General features: G+C 71.4%; 18 protein-coding genes. 6 read left to right on the forward strand and 12 right to left on the reverse strand.

What is annotated here, in order from left to right:
• Positions 1–68: 68 nt before the first annotated feature.
• The 6 genes from ABT294_RS08450 to ABT294_RS08475 all read right to left on the reverse strand — a co-directional run bounded on the left by ABT294_RS08450 (position 69) and on the right by ABT294_RS08475 (position 4,672).
• Positions 69–914: a lysophospholipid acyltransferase family protein gene (locus ABT294_RS08450; protein WP_350804465.1), complete on the reverse strand. Its 846-nt coding sequence runs from the start codon at positions 912–914 to the stop codon at positions 69–71.
• Complete coding sequence (locus ABT294_RS08455) at positions 911–1,903, reverse strand: NAD-dependent epimerase/dehydratase family protein (protein WP_350804467.1); 993 nt, start codon at positions 1,901–1,903, stop codon at positions 911–913. Before ABT294_RS08455 ends, ABT294_RS08450 begins: the two co-directional genes overlap by 4 nt.
• Positions 1,904–1,925: 22 nt before the next feature.
• Complete coding sequence (locus tag ABT294_RS08460) at positions 1,926–2,024, reverse strand: 30S ribosomal protein bS22 (protein WP_018654693.1); 99 nt, start codon at positions 2,022–2,024, stop codon at positions 1,926–1,928.
• 177 nt (positions 2,025–2,201) lie between these two features.
• Positions 2,202–2,405 carry a helix-turn-helix domain-containing protein gene (locus ABT294_RS08465; RefSeq protein WP_026214222.1) on the reverse strand — a complete coding sequence of 68 codons (204 nt, stop codon included), beginning with the start codon at positions 2,403–2,405 and terminating at the stop codon, positions 2,202–2,204.
• Between the two features lie 312 nt (positions 2,406–2,717).
• The gene (locus tag ABT294_RS08470; RefSeq protein WP_350804468.1) at positions 2,718–3,497 is read right to left on the reverse strand and encodes a phosphatase; all 780 of its coding nucleotides are present in this window, start codon (positions 3,495–3,497) and stop codon (positions 2,718–2,720) included.
• 11 nt (positions 3,498–3,508) lie between these two features.
• Positions 3,509–4,672: an acetoin utilization protein AcuC gene (locus tag ABT294_RS08475; RefSeq protein WP_350804469.1), complete on the reverse strand. Its 1,164-nt coding sequence runs from the start codon at positions 4,670–4,672 to the stop codon at positions 3,509–3,511.
• 105 nt (positions 4,673–4,777) lie between these two features.
• Between ABT294_RS08475 and ABT294_RS08480 the strand changes: the two genes are divergently transcribed.
• From ABT294_RS08480 to ABT294_RS08495, 4 genes are all read left to right on the forward strand, one after another.
• Complete coding sequence (locus ABT294_RS08480; RefSeq protein WP_350804471.1) at positions 4,778–5,911, forward strand: sensor histidine kinase; 1,134 nt, start codon at positions 4,778–4,780, stop codon at positions 5,909–5,911.
• On the forward strand, positions 5,908–6,567 hold the full coding sequence (locus tag ABT294_RS08485; protein WP_350804473.1) for a response regulator: 660 nt from the start codon (positions 5,908–5,910) through the stop codon (positions 6,565–6,567). Before ABT294_RS08480 ends, ABT294_RS08485 begins: the two co-directional genes overlap by 4 nt.
• 80 nt (positions 6,568–6,647) lie before the next feature.
• Complete coding sequence (locus ABT294_RS08490; protein WP_350804474.1) at positions 6,648–7,538, forward strand: ABC transporter ATP-binding protein; 891 nt, start codon at positions 6,648–6,650, stop codon at positions 7,536–7,538.
• Positions 7,535–8,275: an ABC transporter permease gene (locus ABT294_RS08495; protein WP_350804476.1), complete on the forward strand. Its 741-nt coding sequence runs from the start codon at positions 7,535–7,537 to the stop codon at positions 8,273–8,275. The genes ABT294_RS08490 and ABT294_RS08495 overlap by 4 nt, the downstream gene beginning before the upstream one ends.
• A gap of 4 nt (positions 8,276–8,279) precedes the next feature.
• Here the strand turns inward: ABT294_RS08495 and ABT294_RS08500 are convergent, their stop codons facing one another.
• The 6 genes from ABT294_RS08500 to ABT294_RS08525 form a co-directional block, all read right to left on the reverse strand.
• Positions 8,280–9,464: an ABC transporter permease gene (locus ABT294_RS08500; RefSeq protein ID WP_350804477.1), complete on the reverse strand. Its 1,185-nt coding sequence runs from the start codon at positions 9,462–9,464 to the stop codon at positions 8,280–8,282.
• Positions 9,461–10,156, reverse strand: a complete 696-nt coding sequence (locus ABT294_RS08505; RefSeq protein WP_350804480.1) for an ABC transporter ATP-binding protein — start codon at positions 10,154–10,156, stop codon at positions 9,461–9,463. Before ABT294_RS08505 ends, ABT294_RS08500 begins: the two co-directional genes overlap by 4 nt.
• Positions 10,153–10,401: a permuted SH3 domain-containing protein gene (locus ABT294_RS08510; protein ID WP_350804481.1), complete on the reverse strand. Its 249-nt coding sequence runs from the start codon at positions 10,399–10,401 to the stop codon at positions 10,153–10,155. Before ABT294_RS08510 ends, ABT294_RS08505 begins: the two co-directional genes overlap by 4 nt.
• Positions 10,398–11,513: an efflux RND transporter periplasmic adaptor subunit gene (locus ABT294_RS08515; protein WP_350804482.1), complete on the reverse strand. Its 1,116-nt coding sequence runs from the start codon at positions 11,511–11,513 to the stop codon at positions 10,398–10,400. The genes ABT294_RS08510 and ABT294_RS08515 overlap by 4 nt, the downstream gene beginning before the upstream one ends.
• 52 nt (positions 11,514–11,565) lie before the next feature.
• Complete coding sequence (gene proC, locus ABT294_RS08520) at positions 11,566–12,360, reverse strand: pyrroline-5-carboxylate reductase (RefSeq protein WP_350804483.1); 795 nt, start codon at positions 12,358–12,360, stop codon at positions 11,566–11,568.
• A gap of 88 nt (positions 12,361–12,448) precedes the next feature.
• The gene (locus tag ABT294_RS08525) at positions 12,449–13,330 is read right to left on the reverse strand and encodes a proline dehydrogenase family protein (protein ID WP_350804485.1); all 882 of its coding nucleotides are present in this window, start codon (positions 13,328–13,330) and stop codon (positions 12,449–12,451) included.
• Between the two features lie 128 nt (positions 13,331–13,458).
• Between ABT294_RS08525 and ABT294_RS08530 the strand changes: the two genes are divergently transcribed.
• Both ABT294_RS08530 and ABT294_RS08535 read left to right on the forward strand, forming a co-directional pair.
• Positions 13,459–13,914, forward strand: coding sequence for a hypothetical protein (locus tag ABT294_RS08530; protein ID WP_350804486.1), 456 nt, complete (start codon positions 13,459–13,461; stop codon positions 13,912–13,914).
• 305 nt (positions 13,915–14,219) lie between these two features.
• Positions 14,220–16,799: PQQ-dependent sugar dehydrogenase (locus ABT294_RS08535; protein ID WP_350804487.1), on the forward strand; the 2,580-nt coding region annotated here is incomplete at its 3' end.

Genomic DNA, 16,799 nt, shown 5'->3' on the forward strand with positions numbered 1-16,799 from the left:
GAGGGGTTCCTCTTCCATGCTCGGTGTTCCAGCGTGTGGAGAACACCGGCACGGCCCCGCCGGTTGCGTCAGAGGAAGGGCGGGAACGCGTGGCCCCTGCGCAGCCTCAGCTCGTTCAGCAGCTGCTGGATGACCTCGCGCACGTGGTCGGTGAGGTTGAACACCAGCATCGGGTCGTCGGCGGCCGACGGCTCGTACTCGTCGGTGCGGATCGGCTCGCCGAACTCGATCATCCACTTGGACGGCAGCGGCACCAGGCCGAGCGGCCCGAGCAGCGGGAAGAACGGGGTGATCGGCAGGTACGGCAGGCCGAGCAGCCTGGCCAGCGACGGCAGATCGCCGATCTTCGGGTAGATCTCCTCGGCCCCCACAATCGCGGTGGGCACGATCGGGACGCCGGCGCGGATGGCCGAGGCCACGAACCCGCCCCTGCCGAAGCGCTGGAGCCGGTAGCGCTCGGAGAACGGCTTGCCCACGCCCTTGAAGCCCTCGGGGAACACCCCGACCAGCTCGCCCTTGCGCAGGAGGCGGTCGGCGTCTTCGGGGCAGGCCAGCGTGTGCCCGGTCTTGCGTGACAGGTGGCCGAGCACCGGAAGCTGGTAGACCAGGTCGGCGCCGAGCAGCCGCAGCGGCCTGCCCACCTCGTCGTGCAGCGCGACCTGCATCATCAGCGCGTCGACCGGCAGCGTGCCGGAGTGGTTGGCGACCACCAGCGCGCCGCCCTCGTCGGGCACGTTCTTCAACTCGAGGGTCTCGACCCTGAACCAGTGCCGGTAGAGCGGCCTGATCAGTTCGAGCAGCACCTTGTCGGTCAGCTCCGCGTCGTAGCCGAACTCGTCGACCTCGTACTCGCCCGTGATGCGCCTGCGCAGGAAGGCCAGCGCGCAGGCGAGCGGATCGGGTTCCTCCGTCACCGGACGCCTCCGAACGGGTGCAGCTCCCGCGAGCGTAGGAAGTCGTCGAACGCCGCGGCGGTCGTGAACTTGGGCTTCCAGCCGAGCTCGGACTCCAGCCTTTCCGAGTCGACGACGCGGCCGTAGCTCATCAGCCTGAGCTGCTCCGGCGAGTACTCGACCAGGCCGGCCCGGCGCGCGGCGCTGCCGAGCAGCCGGAAGGCGGGCGCGAACAGCGGCAGCGACAGCCGCCCCGCCCTGCGCGCGCACTGGGAGAGCAGCAGCACGCCCGCCCCGGCCACGTTGAACGTGCCGGGGTGGTCTTCGGTCGCCATCCGCCGCAGCACCTCGACCGCGTCGTCCTCGTGGACGAACTGCAGCCGAGGGTCGAAGCCGAACACGGTCGGCAGGACGGGCTGGGTGAAGTATCGGGTCAGCGGCGAGTCGACCCGCGGGCCCATGAAGTTGGCGAAGCGCAGCAGCGACACCGTGACGTCGGGACGGCGGCGCGCGAAACCGCGCACGTAGCCCTCGACCTCGACCGCGTCCTTGGCGTAACCGTGGCTGGGGCCGTCGTGCGGCTCCAGCTCCTCGGTGAACACCGCCGGATCCCTGGGCGACGAGCCGTACACGGCCGTGGTCGAACGCACCACGACCCTGCGGACGGTCGCCGACCGCTGGCAGGCGCCGAGCAGTTGCATGGCGCCGATGACGTTGTGCTCTTTCATCACGGCCCTGCCCGCGCTCCGCGACGGAGCGCTCACCAGGCTCATGTGCACAACGGTGTCGATGTCGGCGGCCGCGATCACCTGAGCGATGTCGGGGCTGCGCAGATCGACCCGGACGAACTCCGTCCGGCCGAGAGAGGCGCCGCCATCACGGGTCAGCGAGGGCGGCGGCACGGTGTCCACTCCGATGACGCGGCTGATGTCCGGATCCGCGGCGAGAACGCTCGCCACCCGGGCGCCGATGTGGCGCGAGACCCCGGTGACGAGCACGGTGTGGGTCATCAGCGCCTCGCAGCTGCGTCGTCTACTTCTTGTTACGCCGCTGGATGCGCGTCTTCTTGAGCAGCTTGCGGTGCTTCTTCTTGGCCATCCGCTTGCGGCGCTTTTTGATCACAGAGCCCACGGGACCCCCAGGTACTGATAGCAAGTCTGAATCGATGTGCGAGCGCACACCGGCTCACAGACTACCGGCGATCGACGGTAGATCGCCCCTTGGGGGGGTGAGCCCGGCCGCGCCGCGGCGACCGGGTCTCTCCCGCGACCGTATTCACGGCGTACGGGGCACGCCGCTACTCCGCCATCAGCCTGCCTCGATGTAGGCCTCCCGGAGATAGTCGTGCACCGCCTGCTCCGGCACTCGGAACGACCGGCCGACGCGGATGGCCGGCAGCTCGCCCGAGTGCACGAGTCGGTACACCGTCATCTTGGAGACCCTCATGACCGTGGCCACCTCGGCCACCGTCAGGAACTTCACCTCGCTGAGAGGTCTTTCGCCTGCACCCATCGGACGCCTCTTCCGCACGTGTTTCCGGGTTATCCCCACTGGTGCCATTGCTCACGCACGTGTACTGCCGTCAGCGTAAGTCGGGACTCCGAGTGCGCAAACCCCCTATTTTCTCAGTCAGCGGAGCCACCTGTCAGCCAGACCAGCAAAGCCGCTGGCCAGCACCCGGTTCGAGCCCCTCGCCCAGCCGGTTGGAACTGTCCAACTTCTCATCATTAGAGTCGCCCAGGCCGACTCAAAAGTTGGCAAAGGGACAGCGCGCCTCTTGGAATGCAGGCGCGAAAAGACGGTATCGGGAGGACCGAATTCGACTCAAAGGGCTCGTGAGACTCGTGTGACGATGCGCTCGGTCAGCGGAGCGTAATGGCGCGGTAGCACATTGTCATCGAGTGGCACACAGGCCGCGATCTTGCCCTCCGCCTCCCCGAGGAACAGGGCCGGGTCGTTGCTGTCGGCGAACGCCACCGTCGGCACGCCCGCCTCGCCGGCGGCGCCCGCCCAGCCGTGGTCGGCGATGACCAGGTCCGGAGGCGTGTCCAGCTCGCTGAGCATCCGCTCCATCGGGGCCGAGTCGTGGGTGTGCACGAAACCGCCCTTCTCGTTGAGCATCGCCACCTCCTCCAGGTAGCGGACGTGGCGCGGGCGGCCGAACCCCGCCCCCGAGTACACCCATCCCTCGGCGGGCGTCAGCAGCGTCGCCCCGCGTTCGGCCGCGAACCTGGCGAGCGGCAGATGGACGGCGAGCAGCCCGGTGGGGTGGCCGGTGGCGAACAGCAGCCTCGGAGAGTCGAGCGACAGCGCCCCGGCGATGCTGTCGGCCATCGCGTCGAGCGCGTCGATCGTCCGGTCAGGGTCGATGGTGTCCTGGCCCCGGCGGTGGCCGGGGTCGGCGACCACGCCGGCGGACTTGGCCATCAGCGCGAGGACGTCGCGGAAGGACCACGGCTGCTCGAAGGTGAGGCCCAGCATGTAGTACGGGTCGCGGTTGGCCACCGAGCTGTAGTGGTCGAGGTTGTTCTCGCGGGAGGTCGCGACGTCGCCCGCGATGCGGGTCTGGATCAGGTGTTCGCGGAGTTGGTCGCGGCTCAGCACAGCTTTCCTCGCTAGGGCATCGGATCGAGGCCGTGCAGGGGGAAGACCGCGCGCCGGGTCGCCATGACCGCACGGTCAATGGGGTCCGCAGGGTCATAACCTGCGGACCAGTCAGTAAATTCCGGGCTTCTACCGTCGGTCATGGTCAGCGGGGGCAGCTCGCCCGTCCGCTCCCTGACGAACCGGCGCCAGCTCTCCGGCGTCGCCGTGTCCGGGTCGAGCGGGTGGCCCGACACCTCGGCGACCAGGTGCGTCCAGGCCCGCGGCACCACCTGCACCAGCTCGTAGCCGCCACCGCCCGTCACGACCCACCGGCCGCCCGCCGTCTCGTGCGCCAGCCGGTGCAGGGCGGCGTACGCGGCCCGCTGGCCGTCGACGCTGAGCATCAGATGGGCGAGCGGGTCGAGCGCGTGGCTGTCGCAGCCGTGCTGGGTGACCAGGATCTCCGGACGGAACTCGCGCAGCAGCGGCGGCACCACCGCGTCGAAGGCGCGCAGCCACCCCGAGTCGCCGCACCCCGCCGGGAGCGCCACGTTGACCGCCGTACCGTCGGCCCCGGTCTCCTGGGGCAGCCCGGTGCCAGGGAAGAGCGTGAGCGGGCTCTCGTGCAGGCTGATGGTCAGGACGCGCGGATCGTCGTAGAAGGCCGCCTGGACGCCGTCGCCGTGGTGGACGTCCACGTCCACGTACGCGACGCGGCCCGCGCCCTGCGACAGCAGCCAGGCGATGGCCAGCGCCGGGTCGTTGTAGACGCAGAAACCGCTGGCCGTGTCGGCCATCGCGTGGTGCAGCCCGCCCGCGACGTTCACCGCGTGCTCGGCCGCGCCCTCCCAGACCGCGCGGGCGGCGGCGATGGACGCGCCCGCGATCAGCGCCGACGCCTCGTGGACGCCCGCGAACGCGGGGTTGTCGGACGTGCCGAGCCCTGCCGACAGGTCGGCCGCCCCCGAGACGGACACGCGCTTGACCGCTTCGATGTAGCCGCGCTTGTGCACGAGCGCCAGCTCGTCGTCGGTGGCGGGCGCGCAGCCGGCCACCTCGACCCGGTCGAGCACGCCCAGATCGCGGGCCAGCGCCATCGTCAGCTCCACCCTGACAGGGGCCAGCGGATGGCTCGGGCCGAAGTCGTAGGAGGTGAGTGCGTCGTCCCAGATGACCCGTGCGGTCTTGCTCATGCGCGCTCCCGTCACTCGCCCTTGCGCCGACGTTACCGCAGCGTCAACGGCGAAGCTCCGCACGGTCCCGGCCGATACGGCGGGAAATTCGCGTAGCCTCGGGGCATGCGCTTCGTGCGACCCCTCCAGGCCGCATGGCGATTCATCCGGCGTCCCAAGGTCCAGGACATCGCGCTCGTGCTCGCCTTCGCCGTGCCTTTGGCGATCGGGCTGTGGTACGCGATCGTCCAGAGCGCCGCGGCGCGGGCCGACGTGGTCTACCTGTCGCTCTTCCTGGCCGGCACGTTCCCCCTGCTCCTGCGCCGGAGCAGGCCGGTCGCCGTGGCCGCGGTCGAGTTCACCTTCGACGCCCTGTCCGTCGCCACCGGCATGGCGAGCGTCACCAGCCCGCTCTCGGCGATCGCCCTCTACAGCGTGGGGCGCCATGCGCACGGCCGCACCGCCGCGATCACCGCGGGGTTCGCGGCGGTCGGCTACTCGGTCCTGTTCGAGGTGACCAACCCGGAGCGCGGAGGCTGGGCGGCGGGCATCGCCAACCCCGTGCTCACCGTGGGGTTGGGGCAGTTCCTCAGGATCCGCGCCGAACTCAACGACCGCAGGCAGCGTGAGCTGGCCGACAGCGCGGTCCGCGCCGAGCGCCGGCGCATCGCCAGGGAGCTGCACGACGTCGTCGCCCACCACCTCAGCGTGATCAACGCGCTGGTCGGCGGCGCCAGAGCCACCCTCCAGCCCGAGCAGGACGTCACCCGCGACGCCCTGAGCAGCGCCGAGCAGACCGCCCGCCAGGCGCTGGCCGAGATGCGCCAGCTCCTCGACGTCCTCAGGGCCGACGACGGCACCGCCGCCGGGGCCGCGACGGGCGTGGGCGCGGCCCGGCTGCCGTCGCTCGTCCAGGAGGCCGAGACCGCCGGGCTGCCCGCCAGCCTGACCGTGACAGGCGACGCCGTGGCGCTGCCCACGGCCGTCGACCACGCCGTCTACCGGATCGTCCAGGAGGCGCTGACCAACACCCGCAAACACGCGCTGAGCGCCAGAGCCAGCGTCCGATTAGCCTACGAACCCGAGGCGGTCGAGGTGGAGGTCCTCGACGACGGCGTCGCCAAACCCGCCGGCGCGCCCGGCTTCGGGCTCGGCGGCATGGCCGAGCGGGTGGCGCTCTGCGGCGGCCAGCTGTGGACCGGCCCCCGGCCCGAGGGCGGCTTCCGCGTGCTCGCCCGCATCCCCCTGGAGAAGGCATGATCACAGTCCTGCTGGTCGACGACCACGCGCTCGCGCGCACGGGCTTCAGGCTCATCCTCAACGCCCAGCCCGACATCAGCGTGGTCGGCGAGGCCGCCGACGGCGCGGAGGCGGTGCGGCTCAGCAAGGAGCTCGGCCCGGACGTGGTGCTGATGGACCTGCACATGCCGGGCCTCGACGGCGTGAGCGCCACCGAGCGGATCACCGGCGGGCAGCCCGAGGTCAGGGTGCTCGCGCTCAGCACGTTCGACCTGGACGAGAACGTGGTCGCGGCGCTGCGGGCCGGCGCCGACGGGTTCCTGCCCAAGGACGTCTCGCCGGAGGAACTGGTCGAGGGCGTCCGGGTGGTGCACAGGGGGGAGTCCGCGGTGGCGCCGCGCCTGCTCACCCGCCTGATCGGCCGCTTCGTCCGGGTGTCCAGGCCGGAGCGCGGGCCGGGCCCGTCGGAGCTGGCCGGGCTCACCGAGCGCGAGCGGGAGATCCTCGTGCTGATCGCCCGCGGCAGGTCCAACCCGGAGATCGCCGAGTCGCTGGACGTCTCCCCCTCCACGGTCAAGAACCACGTGACGAGCCTGTTCGCCAAGCTCGGCGTCCGGGACCGGGCGCAGGCCGTGATCGTGGCGTACGAGGCGGCCCTGATCACCCCTGGAGAGTAGGAGCAGGCTCCCAGAAGCCGCGCGGCGGAACGGTTCTCCAGCAGGAAGAGAAAGCCCTCTCCAGCGGCCACGCTGGACACATGACCGCGATTCGGGCAACGAACCTGACCAAGAGCTATGGGCAGACCGTGGCCGTGTCGGACCTGTCGTTCGACGTCGAGCCCGGCCGGGTGACCGGGTTCCTCGGGCCGAACGGGGCCGGCAAGTCCACCACGATGCGCATGGTCCTCGGCCTCGACCGGCCGTCCGGCGGGTCCGTCCTCGTGGACGGCCGCCCCTACGCCCAGTTGAGGCGTCCACTCCGCAAGATCGGCGCGCTGCTCGACGCGAGAGCGGTGCACGGCGGGCGCAGCGCCCGCAACCACCTGCTGGCCATCGCCCAGAGCAACGGCATCGCCGCCGGCCGGGTGGACGAGGTCCTCGACCTGGTCGGCCTGCGCGAGGTCGCCGGGCGGCGGATCGGCGGGTTCTCGCTCGGCATGTCGCAACGGCTGGGCATCGCCGCCGCGCTGATCGGCGACCCGGAGATCCTCGTCTTCGACGAGCCCGTCAACGGGCTCGACCCCGACGGCATCCTGTGGATCCGCACGCTGATGCGGAAGCTGGCCGCCGAGGGCCGCGCGGTGTTCGTCTCCAGCCACCTGATGAGCGAGATGGCGCAGACCGCCGACCACCTGGTCGTCATCGGCAAGGGCAGGCTCATCGCCGACACCAGCGTGGACGAGTTCATCGGGCGCAGCTCGCAGGGCTACATCCGGGTGCGCTCACCCCGCCTGGCCGAAGTCGCCGACCTGGTCAAGGTGGGCGAGCTGTACGCCGACCACCTGCGGGTGACCGGGGTGACCGCGCTGGAGATCGGCACGATGACCGCGCGCGCCGGTCTGCCTCTGGAGGAGCTGACGTTCGTGCAGCCCTCGCTCGAAGCCGCCTACATGGAGCTGACCAAGGACAGCCTGGAGTACTCGTCATGATGGAGATCATCCGGTCCGAGTGGACCAAGATCCGTTCCGTCCGGTCCACGGTGTGGACGCTGGCCGCCACCGCGCTGCTGATGCTGGGGATCGGCGTGCTGCTGTGCGTGGCCGTGGTCAACTCGCCCTCCCCGCCGCCCGACGCGACGGAGGGCATCCGGCTCAGCCTCGCGGGCGTCATGTTCGCGCCGGTCGCGATCGCCACGTTCGGGGTGCTGGTGATCTCCAGCGAGTACCGGACGGGCGCGATCCGCGTCTCCCTCATGGCCGTGCCGCAACGGCTGAAGCTGCTGGCCGGCAAGATCCTCGTCTTCACCGCGGTGTCGCTGGTCGTCAGCATGGCCACCGCCTTCGCCGCGTTCTGGGTGGGGCAGGCGATCCTCGGGGCCGCCACGCTGGGCGACCCTGGCGCGCTCAAGACCGTCGTCGGGGTCGGCCTGTACCTGACGGCGAGCGGGCTGTTCGGGCTGGCGCTCGGCGCGCTGGTACGGCACACGCCGGGCGCGGTCGTCGCGGCCATGATGCTGATGCTGGTGCTGCCGCAGGTCACCCGCATGCTCCCGGGCACGTGGGGCGCGACCGTGGACAAGTACTTCACGACCAACGCCGGGATCCAGGTGGCGATGCCGACCGGGGCCAACGCGCTCGGCCCCTGGTCGGGCTACGCCGTCTACTTCGGCTGGGTCGCCGTCACGATGGTCGCCGCGGCGGTCCTGCTGAAGCGGCGCGACGCGTGAATGATCACTCGGCCCGGAGGGCGATGACAGGGTCCAGCCTGCCCGCCCTCCGGGCCGGGGCCACGCCGAAGAACACCCCGACCGCCGCCGACACCCCGAAGGCCAGCGCGATCGACCACCAGGTGATCGAGGCCGGCACCGGGGTGAGCGCCTGGATGGCCAGCGCGCCGCCGACGCCGAGCAGGATGCCGACGACGCCGCCGATCGTGGTCAGCAGCACCGCCTCGATGAGGAACTGGGCCAGCACGTCCCGCTGCCTGGCGCCGAGCGCCTTGCGCAGCCCGATCTCGCGGGTCCGCTCGCGCACGCTGACCAGCATGATGTTCGACACGCCCACCCCGCCGACCAGCAGCGAGACGCCCGCGATCGCGGCCAGCACGCCCGTCAGCATGCCGAGGACGCTGCCGATCGTGCCCAGCAGCTGCGTCTGGGTGACGGCGGAGAACTTCTCGCCCGGATACCGCGAGCCGAGCGCGGCCACCACCCTGGCCTGGAGCGGCTCGATCTCGTCCGGCCCCGACGCGCCGACGGCGATGCCGTTGACCCTGGCGATGCCGAGCAGCCGCTGGGCCGTCGTCACCGGGATGTGCACCTCCTGGTCGCGGGCGACCCCGAAGGTCTGGCCCACCTTGGCGTAGACGCCGACCACGCGGAACCGCGCCCCGGCCACCGACACCTGGCGGCCGACCGGGTCGACGTCCCCGAACAGCTTGTCGGCCACCTCCGAGCCGAGCACGGCCACCCTGCGGCGGGTGTCGACGTCGGTCTCGCTGAGGTGGCGGCCCCTGCCGACCGGCCGGTCAAAGATGTTGGTCAGGTTCTGGTCGGTGCCGACGACGGTGACGAACGCCTCCGTGCGTCCGACCCGGACGGTCTCGCCCGACTGGAGCGAGACCGTCACCTTGGCCGGGTCGCCCACCACCCGCCTGACGTACGCCACGTCGGCCAGGTTCAGCCTGCTCTGCGTCGGCGCGGCCCCCACGCTGAGCTGGCCGGGCACGACCAGGATGATGTTGGTGCCGAGGCCGGAGATCTCCCGCTCGATCGTGTCCTTCGCGCCGGTGCCGATGGCCACCAGGACCACCACGGCCAGCACGCCGATGATGACGCCGAGCATGGTCAGCACGCTGCGCAGCCGGTTGACCCGCAGCGCCTCCAGCGCCATCCCGAACGCCTCGCGCCCCCTCACCGCGGCTCTCCCGCCGTGTCCAGCTCGATCAGCCCGTCGCGGACGTGGATCTGCCGCCTGGCGTGCTGGGCGATCTCCGGTTCGTGCGTGACGAGCACGACCGCGACCCCGCTCTCGCTGTTGAGCCGGTCCAGCATGGCCATCACCTCGGCCCCGTTGCGGGTGTCGAGGTTGCCGGTCGGCTCGTCGGCGAGCAGCACCTTGGGCTCGCCCACCAGCGCCCTGGCGATCGCCACCCGTTGCTGCTCGCCACCGGACATCTGCGAAGGACGGTGGTCCATCCGGTGCCCGAGCCCCACCGACTCCAGCGCGGCCCGCGCCCTGGCCCGCCGCTCGGCCTTGCCGACTCCCCGGTAGACCAGCGGCAGGGCCACGTTCTCCAGCGCGGACGTCCTGGCCAGCAAGTGGAAGGACTGGAAGACGAAGCCGATCGTCCGGTTGCGTAGCTCCGCCAGCTCCGTGTCGGACAGCCCGGACATCTCCACCCCGTTCACCCGCAGCACCCCCGAGGTGGGCCGGTCCAGGCAGCCGAGCAGGTGCATGAGCGTGGACTTGCCCGACCCGGACGGCCCGAGAATGGCCGCGAACTCACCCTGGTCGATGCGGAGCGAGACACCGCGCAGCGCCTCGACGGCGACCCCGTCGAGCTGGTAACGCCTGATGAGGTCCACTGCCTCCAGGGCGGCGGTCATGGCAGGCGCTGGCCCTGCCGGACAGAGTCGGCGCCCTTGACCACGACGCGGTCGCCCACCGACAGGCCGTTCAGCACCTCGACCACCGCCTCGCCCTGGGCGCCGAGCTTGACCACGCGGCGCTCCGCCGTCCCGTTGCTGACCAGCCAGACGACGCTCTCACGCCCGCTGGAGACGATCGCCGAGGCCGGGACGGCGACCGCGGCGGGCGACTCGCGGACGGTCAGCCGCGCCACGGCGCTCATGCCGGGCTTGGGGGTGGGGCCTCGGCGCCGTCGTCGAACGTACCCGCGCCGAGCTTGAGCTGGACGGGGTAGCTGACGCCGCCCGTCGTGCCTTCCATCGGGGTGACGCCGACGCCCGTGACCTTCGCGGTGTAGCTCGCGCCCGGCACCGCGTCCAGCTCGACGGCCGCCTTGGTGCCCGGCTTGACCAGGAGCACGTCGGTCTCGTCGATGTCGGCGGCGAGCGTCAGCTTGGAGACGTCCGTGACGGTGACGATCGAGTCGCCCGCCGAGACCGGGACGCCTGCCGCGACCGGCGTGCCGCCCGTCCCCGAGCCGGTGGCGGGAAGCTGCTGCTGCGCGCCGCCGGGCAGCTGGCTGAGCAGGCCGTTCAGGCCGCCCGTGCCGCCGCCGCCCGAGGCGTGGCCGAGCGTGATGACGCCGCCGAACGGCGCCTTGACCGTGAGCGACTTCACCGTGCCCTCCGCCGCCTTCACCGCGGCCCTGGCCTGCGCCGCGGACGCCGCCTGGAGCGAGCTCATCGACGAGGTCAGGCCGCTGAAGCCGCTCGTCACGCCGGACAGCACGCTGGTGATCGAGCGGTTGAGCTGGGCGGTGATCTGCGCCAGGGCCTTGGTCTGCGCCCTGTGCTGGGCCTGCGCCAGGTCGATGGCGCTGAGAAGCTGCTTGCGGGCCTGCGCGTCGCGGACCTTCCGCGCCTCCGCGCGGGCCCTGGCGAAGTGCGCGGCCACCTTGCGGTCGAACGCCCGGCCGTCGAACGCCGCCAGCCGGATATTCGGGACGCCGAGCGACATGCGGGGAACCGCTGGAGGCTTGGCCGCCTGGCGGGCCTGCTTGAGCTGGGCCTCGGCCTGCGGCGAGCGGATGCGGGCCAGGATCTGGCCCTTGCGGACCTTGTCGCCGTCGCGCACGTACAGCTTGGCGATCGTGCCCTGGGCGGGTGAGCGCAGGGTCGCCGTGGCCCTGGCCCCGATCGTGGCGGGCGCCTCGACGACCTCGGTGACGGGGGCGCGGGTGACGTCGCCGAGCTGGACGGCGGCCGGCTGGTCGGCCGTGCATCCGGCGAGCGCTAGCAGGACGAGCAGCGGGGGTAAGCCGCGACGGAGCGTCACCCGATCCATCGTAGGGACACCCCCACCCGCGCCGTCGAGCGGGCTCGTGGGGTCAGCCGGAGGCGAGTTCGCGACCGCGGTCGCGGGCCGCCTCGATGGCGGCCAGGAAGGCGGCGCGGACGCTGTGCCGTTCCAGCTCGGCGATCGCGGCGATCGTGGTGCCGCCGGGCGAGGTGACGGCCTCGCGCAGGATCACCGGATGCTCCCCGGAGTCACGCAGCATCACCGCGGCCCCGACGATCGACTGGGTGACCATGTCGAGCGCGGCGGCCCGTGGCATGCCGAGCAGGATGCCCGCGTCGACCATGGCCTCGACCAGGTAGAAGAAGTAGGCGGGGCCGCTGCCGGACAGCGCGGTGGCGGCGTCCTGCTGCGACTCGGGGATGCGCAGCACCTTGCCGACCGGCTTCAGCAGCGACTCGGCGTGCCTGAGGTGCTCCTCGCCCGCGTGCGCGCCCGCGGAGATCACGCTCATCGCCTCGTCGAAACGGATCGGCGTGTTGGACATCACCCGGACCACCGGCACATCGACGCCGAGCCGCTGCTCGACGAAGCCGGTCGTGATACCCGCCGCAGCGGTGATCACCAGTCGGTCGGCCGGGACATAAGGGGCTATCTCGGCCAGCAGCGTCGCCATGTCCTGCGGCTTGACGGCCAGGATCAGCGTGTCGGCGGTCTTGGCGGCCTCGGAGTTGGACACCGTCCGCACGCCGTACGTCTCGCGCAGCGCCTGCGCCCGCTCGGGCCTGCGTACCGTCGCCATGACGTCGCCCGGCTTGAACCCCGCCCGCAACAGCCCGGACAGCAGGGCCTCGCCCATCTTTCCGGCGCCCAGAATCGCGATCACGTCGCACCTCCCCCAAGCAGCCTACCGACGGCGGACACCCCACCCCGACGCGGACACCCGCGAGGCCGGCCACCCTCAGGATCGGCCCTCAGGATCGGCTCAGCAGGGATCGGGCGACGAAGGCCAGGTTGCGGGGCCGCTCGGCCAGGCGGCGCACCAGGTACGGGTACCAGTCGGACCCGTACGGCACGTAGACCCGCACCTGCGCGCCGAGCGCGGCCAGGCGGCGCTGCTCGTCCGGCCGGACGCCGTACAGCATCTGGTACTCGAAGCCCGTCGCGTCGCGCCCGCTCAGCACGGCCAGCGCGGACGCGATCTCCACCAGCCTGGGGTCGTGCGTGGCCACCATGGGATAGCCGGTGCCCGCCATCAGCGCCTTCAGGCACCGGACGTACGAGCGGTCGACGTCGGCGGCCGAGCCGTAACCGCCGGGCGCGGTGTAGGCGCCCTTGCACAGCCGCACCCTCGCGCCGTCGAGCTTCCGGCAGCGCTCCTCCGAGTCGGGCAGGTACGCCTGGACGACGACGGCCACGTCCGGATGCTCCTTGCGCAGCGTGGCGTGGACCGAGTGCAGCCCGTTGATCGTGTCGTGCTCCTCCGCGTCGAGCGTGAGCGTGACACCCCGGACGGAGGCCGCCTCGCAGACGGTGGCCGCGTTGTCGAGCGCGAGCTGCTCCGACAGCCGCAGGCCCAGCGCGGTGAGCTTGACCGACACGTCGGCTCCGGCGGGCAGGCGGTCGAGCAGCGCCAGGTACGCGCGGACGGCCCCCTCGGCCTTGGCCCGGTCGGTGACGTCCTCGCCGAGGTGGTCGACGGTGACGAGCAGGCCCTCGCGGGCCAGCTCGGCCACGACGGCGTGCACGTCGTCGGCGACGTAGCGCCTGACCACGTCCCTGGTGAGCGGCGAGGTGGACACGACGCGCTCCGCGCGTTCGTTCCTGGCGACGGCGAGCATGGCCTGACGAAGCACGCCCCCAACCCTAGCCGTCCCGGCGGGGCGACGGCTGTATCCAGCCCACTCGGCGTGCTCGACCCGACGGTCCCGGGCGGCGTGCTGAACCGGGCGGCGGTCGCGTCCGTCGTAGAGGTATGCGGACTATGACAGCGACTCTTCTGGCCGGATGCCTGGTGCTCGCGACGAGCTGCGGGGCCGATGCGGCCGCCGGGCAGGGCGCGGCGTCCTCCGGTCCTGCGACATCCGTGGTCGCGACCCCGGTGACGACAACGCCCACCACGGGGCCCAAGGGTCCGGAGCCCGTCAAGCCCACGGGTGAGACGATCAACACCCGCAAGGTCCGCTGGACCAAGGCCAAGCCGCTCGCGAACGGTCGCAAGATCGCGCTGACCTGGTGGTCGGGTGTGGCCCCGTGCACCGTCCTGGGCCGGGTCAAGGTCAAGGAGACGCCGAAGCAGGTGACGATCACCCTGTACGAGGGCACCTCCCCGAAGGCGAAGAACGTCTCCTGCATCATGATCGCCATCGAGAAGACCACGACGGTCACCCTCAAGTCCCCTCTCGGCAAGCGCAAGCTCGTGGACGGCGCCAAGCCCTAACGCCCCCTTCGCCCCCCATCCCTGCTCCGAGCCGCTCTTCCCCGAGCTCGCCCCAGGGCGGCCCTGCCAAGCCCCACGCCTGGCCGCCCTTCCAAGCCCACCCCCGCACCTTCCAAGCCCACCTCCCGCACGGCCCTGCCCAAGCACGCCCCAGGCCGGTCTCCCAGGCTCGTACCCCCCGAAATTCGCCCTGTCCGGGATCGGACATGGCACGTGACAACTGATCGATTTATTGCGATACATCGATCAGGCCCAAGGCGGCGGGGGGCGCCACGGGTGACGCTGCGCTTACCTGGGGGGTATCCGTGAGTCGGCTTGGCAGCGCCCTGGCATCGATCCTTCTCCTGACCGTCGGCCTGGTGGTCCTGGCGAGTCCGGCAGCCCAGGCGCTGCCCGGCGCCTTCCAGAAGCAGACGGTCTTCAGCGGCCTGAACCACCCCACCAACCTGGAGTTCTCCAGTGACGGACGGGTCTTCGTCGCCGAGAAGAGCGGCCTGATCAAGGTCTTCGACTCCCTCACGGACACCACCGCGTCCGTCTACGCGGACCTGCGCACCCAGGTGCACAACTTCTGGGACCGCGGCCTGCTGGGCATGGCGCTGCACCCGAACTTCCCGGCGGACCCGCGGCTGTACGTCCTGTACTCCTACGACGCGGTGCCGGGCGGGGTGGCGCCGCGCTGGGGCACGGCGGGCGCCACCGACGACCCGTGCCCGACTCCGCCGGGAGCGACGGGGGACGGCTGCCTGATCACGGGCCGCCTGTCGGTCATCTCCCCCACGGGCGCTGAGACGCCGCTGATCACCGACTGGTGCCAGCAGCACCCCAGCCACTCGATCGGCGACCTGCAGTTCGGCCCGGACGGCATGCTCTACGCCTCGGGCGGCGACGGCGCCAGCTTCAACTTCGCCGACTACGGCCAGGACAATCTGACCAGCTCGGACGTCACCCCTGACAACCCGTGCGGCGACCCGCCCTCGCCCGTCGGCACCGCCCTGTCGCCCCCCGCCGCGGAGGGCGGCGCGCTCCGCGCCCAGGACGTGCGCACGTCCGGCGACCCAGCCGGCCTGGACGGCACCCTGATCCGCATAAATCCGGACACGGGGGCTGCGGCGGCCGGCAATCCGAACGCCGGCAGCTCCGACCCCAACGTCGCCAGGATCGTCGCCCACGGCCTGCGCAACCCGTTCCGCATCACGAACCGGCCGGGCTCGCCGGAGATCTGGCTGTCGGACGTCGGCTGGAACACCTTCGAGGAGATCAACCGGGTCGCCGGCCCCACGTCCGCGGTCTCGAACTTCGGCTGGCCCTGCTACGAGGGTCCCGCCAGGCAGGGCGGCTACGACAACCTCAACCTGACGCTGTGCGAGAACCTCTACGCGGCCGGGGCCGGGGCGAACGTGCAGCCGTTCTTCTCCTGGAACCACAGCGCCAAGCCGGCTCCGAACGACCCCTGTCCGGCGGGCGGCTCGTCGGCGAGCGGCGTGGCGTTCTACACCGGCGGCGCCTACCCGGACTCCTACGACGGCGCGCTGTTCCTGTCGGACTACAGCCGCTCCTGCATCTGGGTGATGACCGCGGGCCCGACGGGCCTTCCCGACCCGGCGACCATCAGGAACTTCGACTCCGGCATCGGCGCGACGGAGCTGGAGATCGGCCCTGGCGGCGACCTGTTCGCGGTGGACTACAACAACGGCACCGTCGTCCGCTACCTCTACAACAACACCCCGCCGACCGCGGTGATCGGCGCGAGCACCACCTCGGGCACCGCCCCGCTGGCGGTGAGTTTCTCCGCGACGGGCTCGACGGACGCCGACGGCGACTCGCTCACCTACGCCTGGGACCTGGACGGCGACGGCGAACTGGACGACTCGACCTCGGCCACGCCGTCGTTCACCTACGCCCAGCCGGGCTCCTACGTGGTGCGGCTGCGGGCCGTCGACGGCAAGGGCGGCCAGGGTGACGCGTCCGTGACGGTCAACGTGAACAACACCGCGCCGACGGCCACGATCAACTCCCCCACGGCCGGCACGACCTGGGCGGTCGGGCAGACGATCACCTTCTCGGGCACGGGCACGGACGCCCAGGACGGCACCGTCCCCGGCTCGCGGATGAAGTGGACGCTGGTGCTGCACCACTGCCCGAGCACCTGCCACGAGCACGAGATCACCACGTTCACCGGGGCGAGCGGCTCGTTCCAGGCCCCGGACCACGACTACCCCTCGCACCTGGAGCTGCGCCTCACGGTGACGGACACGCAGGGCCTGACCGACACCAAGAGCGTGCTCCTGCAGCCGAGGACGGTGAACCTGACCTTCCAGTCCACGCCGCCTGGCCTGCAGCTCGGGTTCAACAGCGAGCAGACGACCACGCCGTTCACCCGGACGGTCATCGTGGGGTCGAGCAACTCGATCTCGGCTCCGTCGCCGCAGACGTCGTCAGGGCAGAGCCTGACGTTCGGCTCGTGGTCGGACGGCGGCGCGGCCAGTCACAACATCACCGCCCCGGCCTCGGCGGCGTCCTACACGGCGACGTACGCGCCCACGTCGGGAGGCGCGGGCCTGGTGGCGGCGTACGCGATGAACGAGGGCACCGGCACCACCGTGGCCGACTCCTCCGGCAGCAACAACAACGGCACCACCAGCAACACCACCTGGACCAACAGCGGCAAATACGGCAAAGCCCTGTCATTCAACGGCACCAACGCCTGGGTCACCATCGCCAACAGCCCCAGCCTCCAACTCAACACCCTCACCCTGGAAGCCTGGGTCAACCCCGCCACCACCGGTGGCTACCGCACCATCCTCACCAAAGAACACGCCAGCGGCCTGTCCTACACCCTCTACTCCTCAGCCGACAACAACCACCCCAGCACCCAAATCAGC

This window comes from Nonomuraea sp. NPDC000554 (genome assembly GCF_040300065.1).
Lineage (GTDB): Bacteria > Actinomycetota > Actinomycetes > Streptosporangiales > Streptosporangiaceae > Nonomuraea.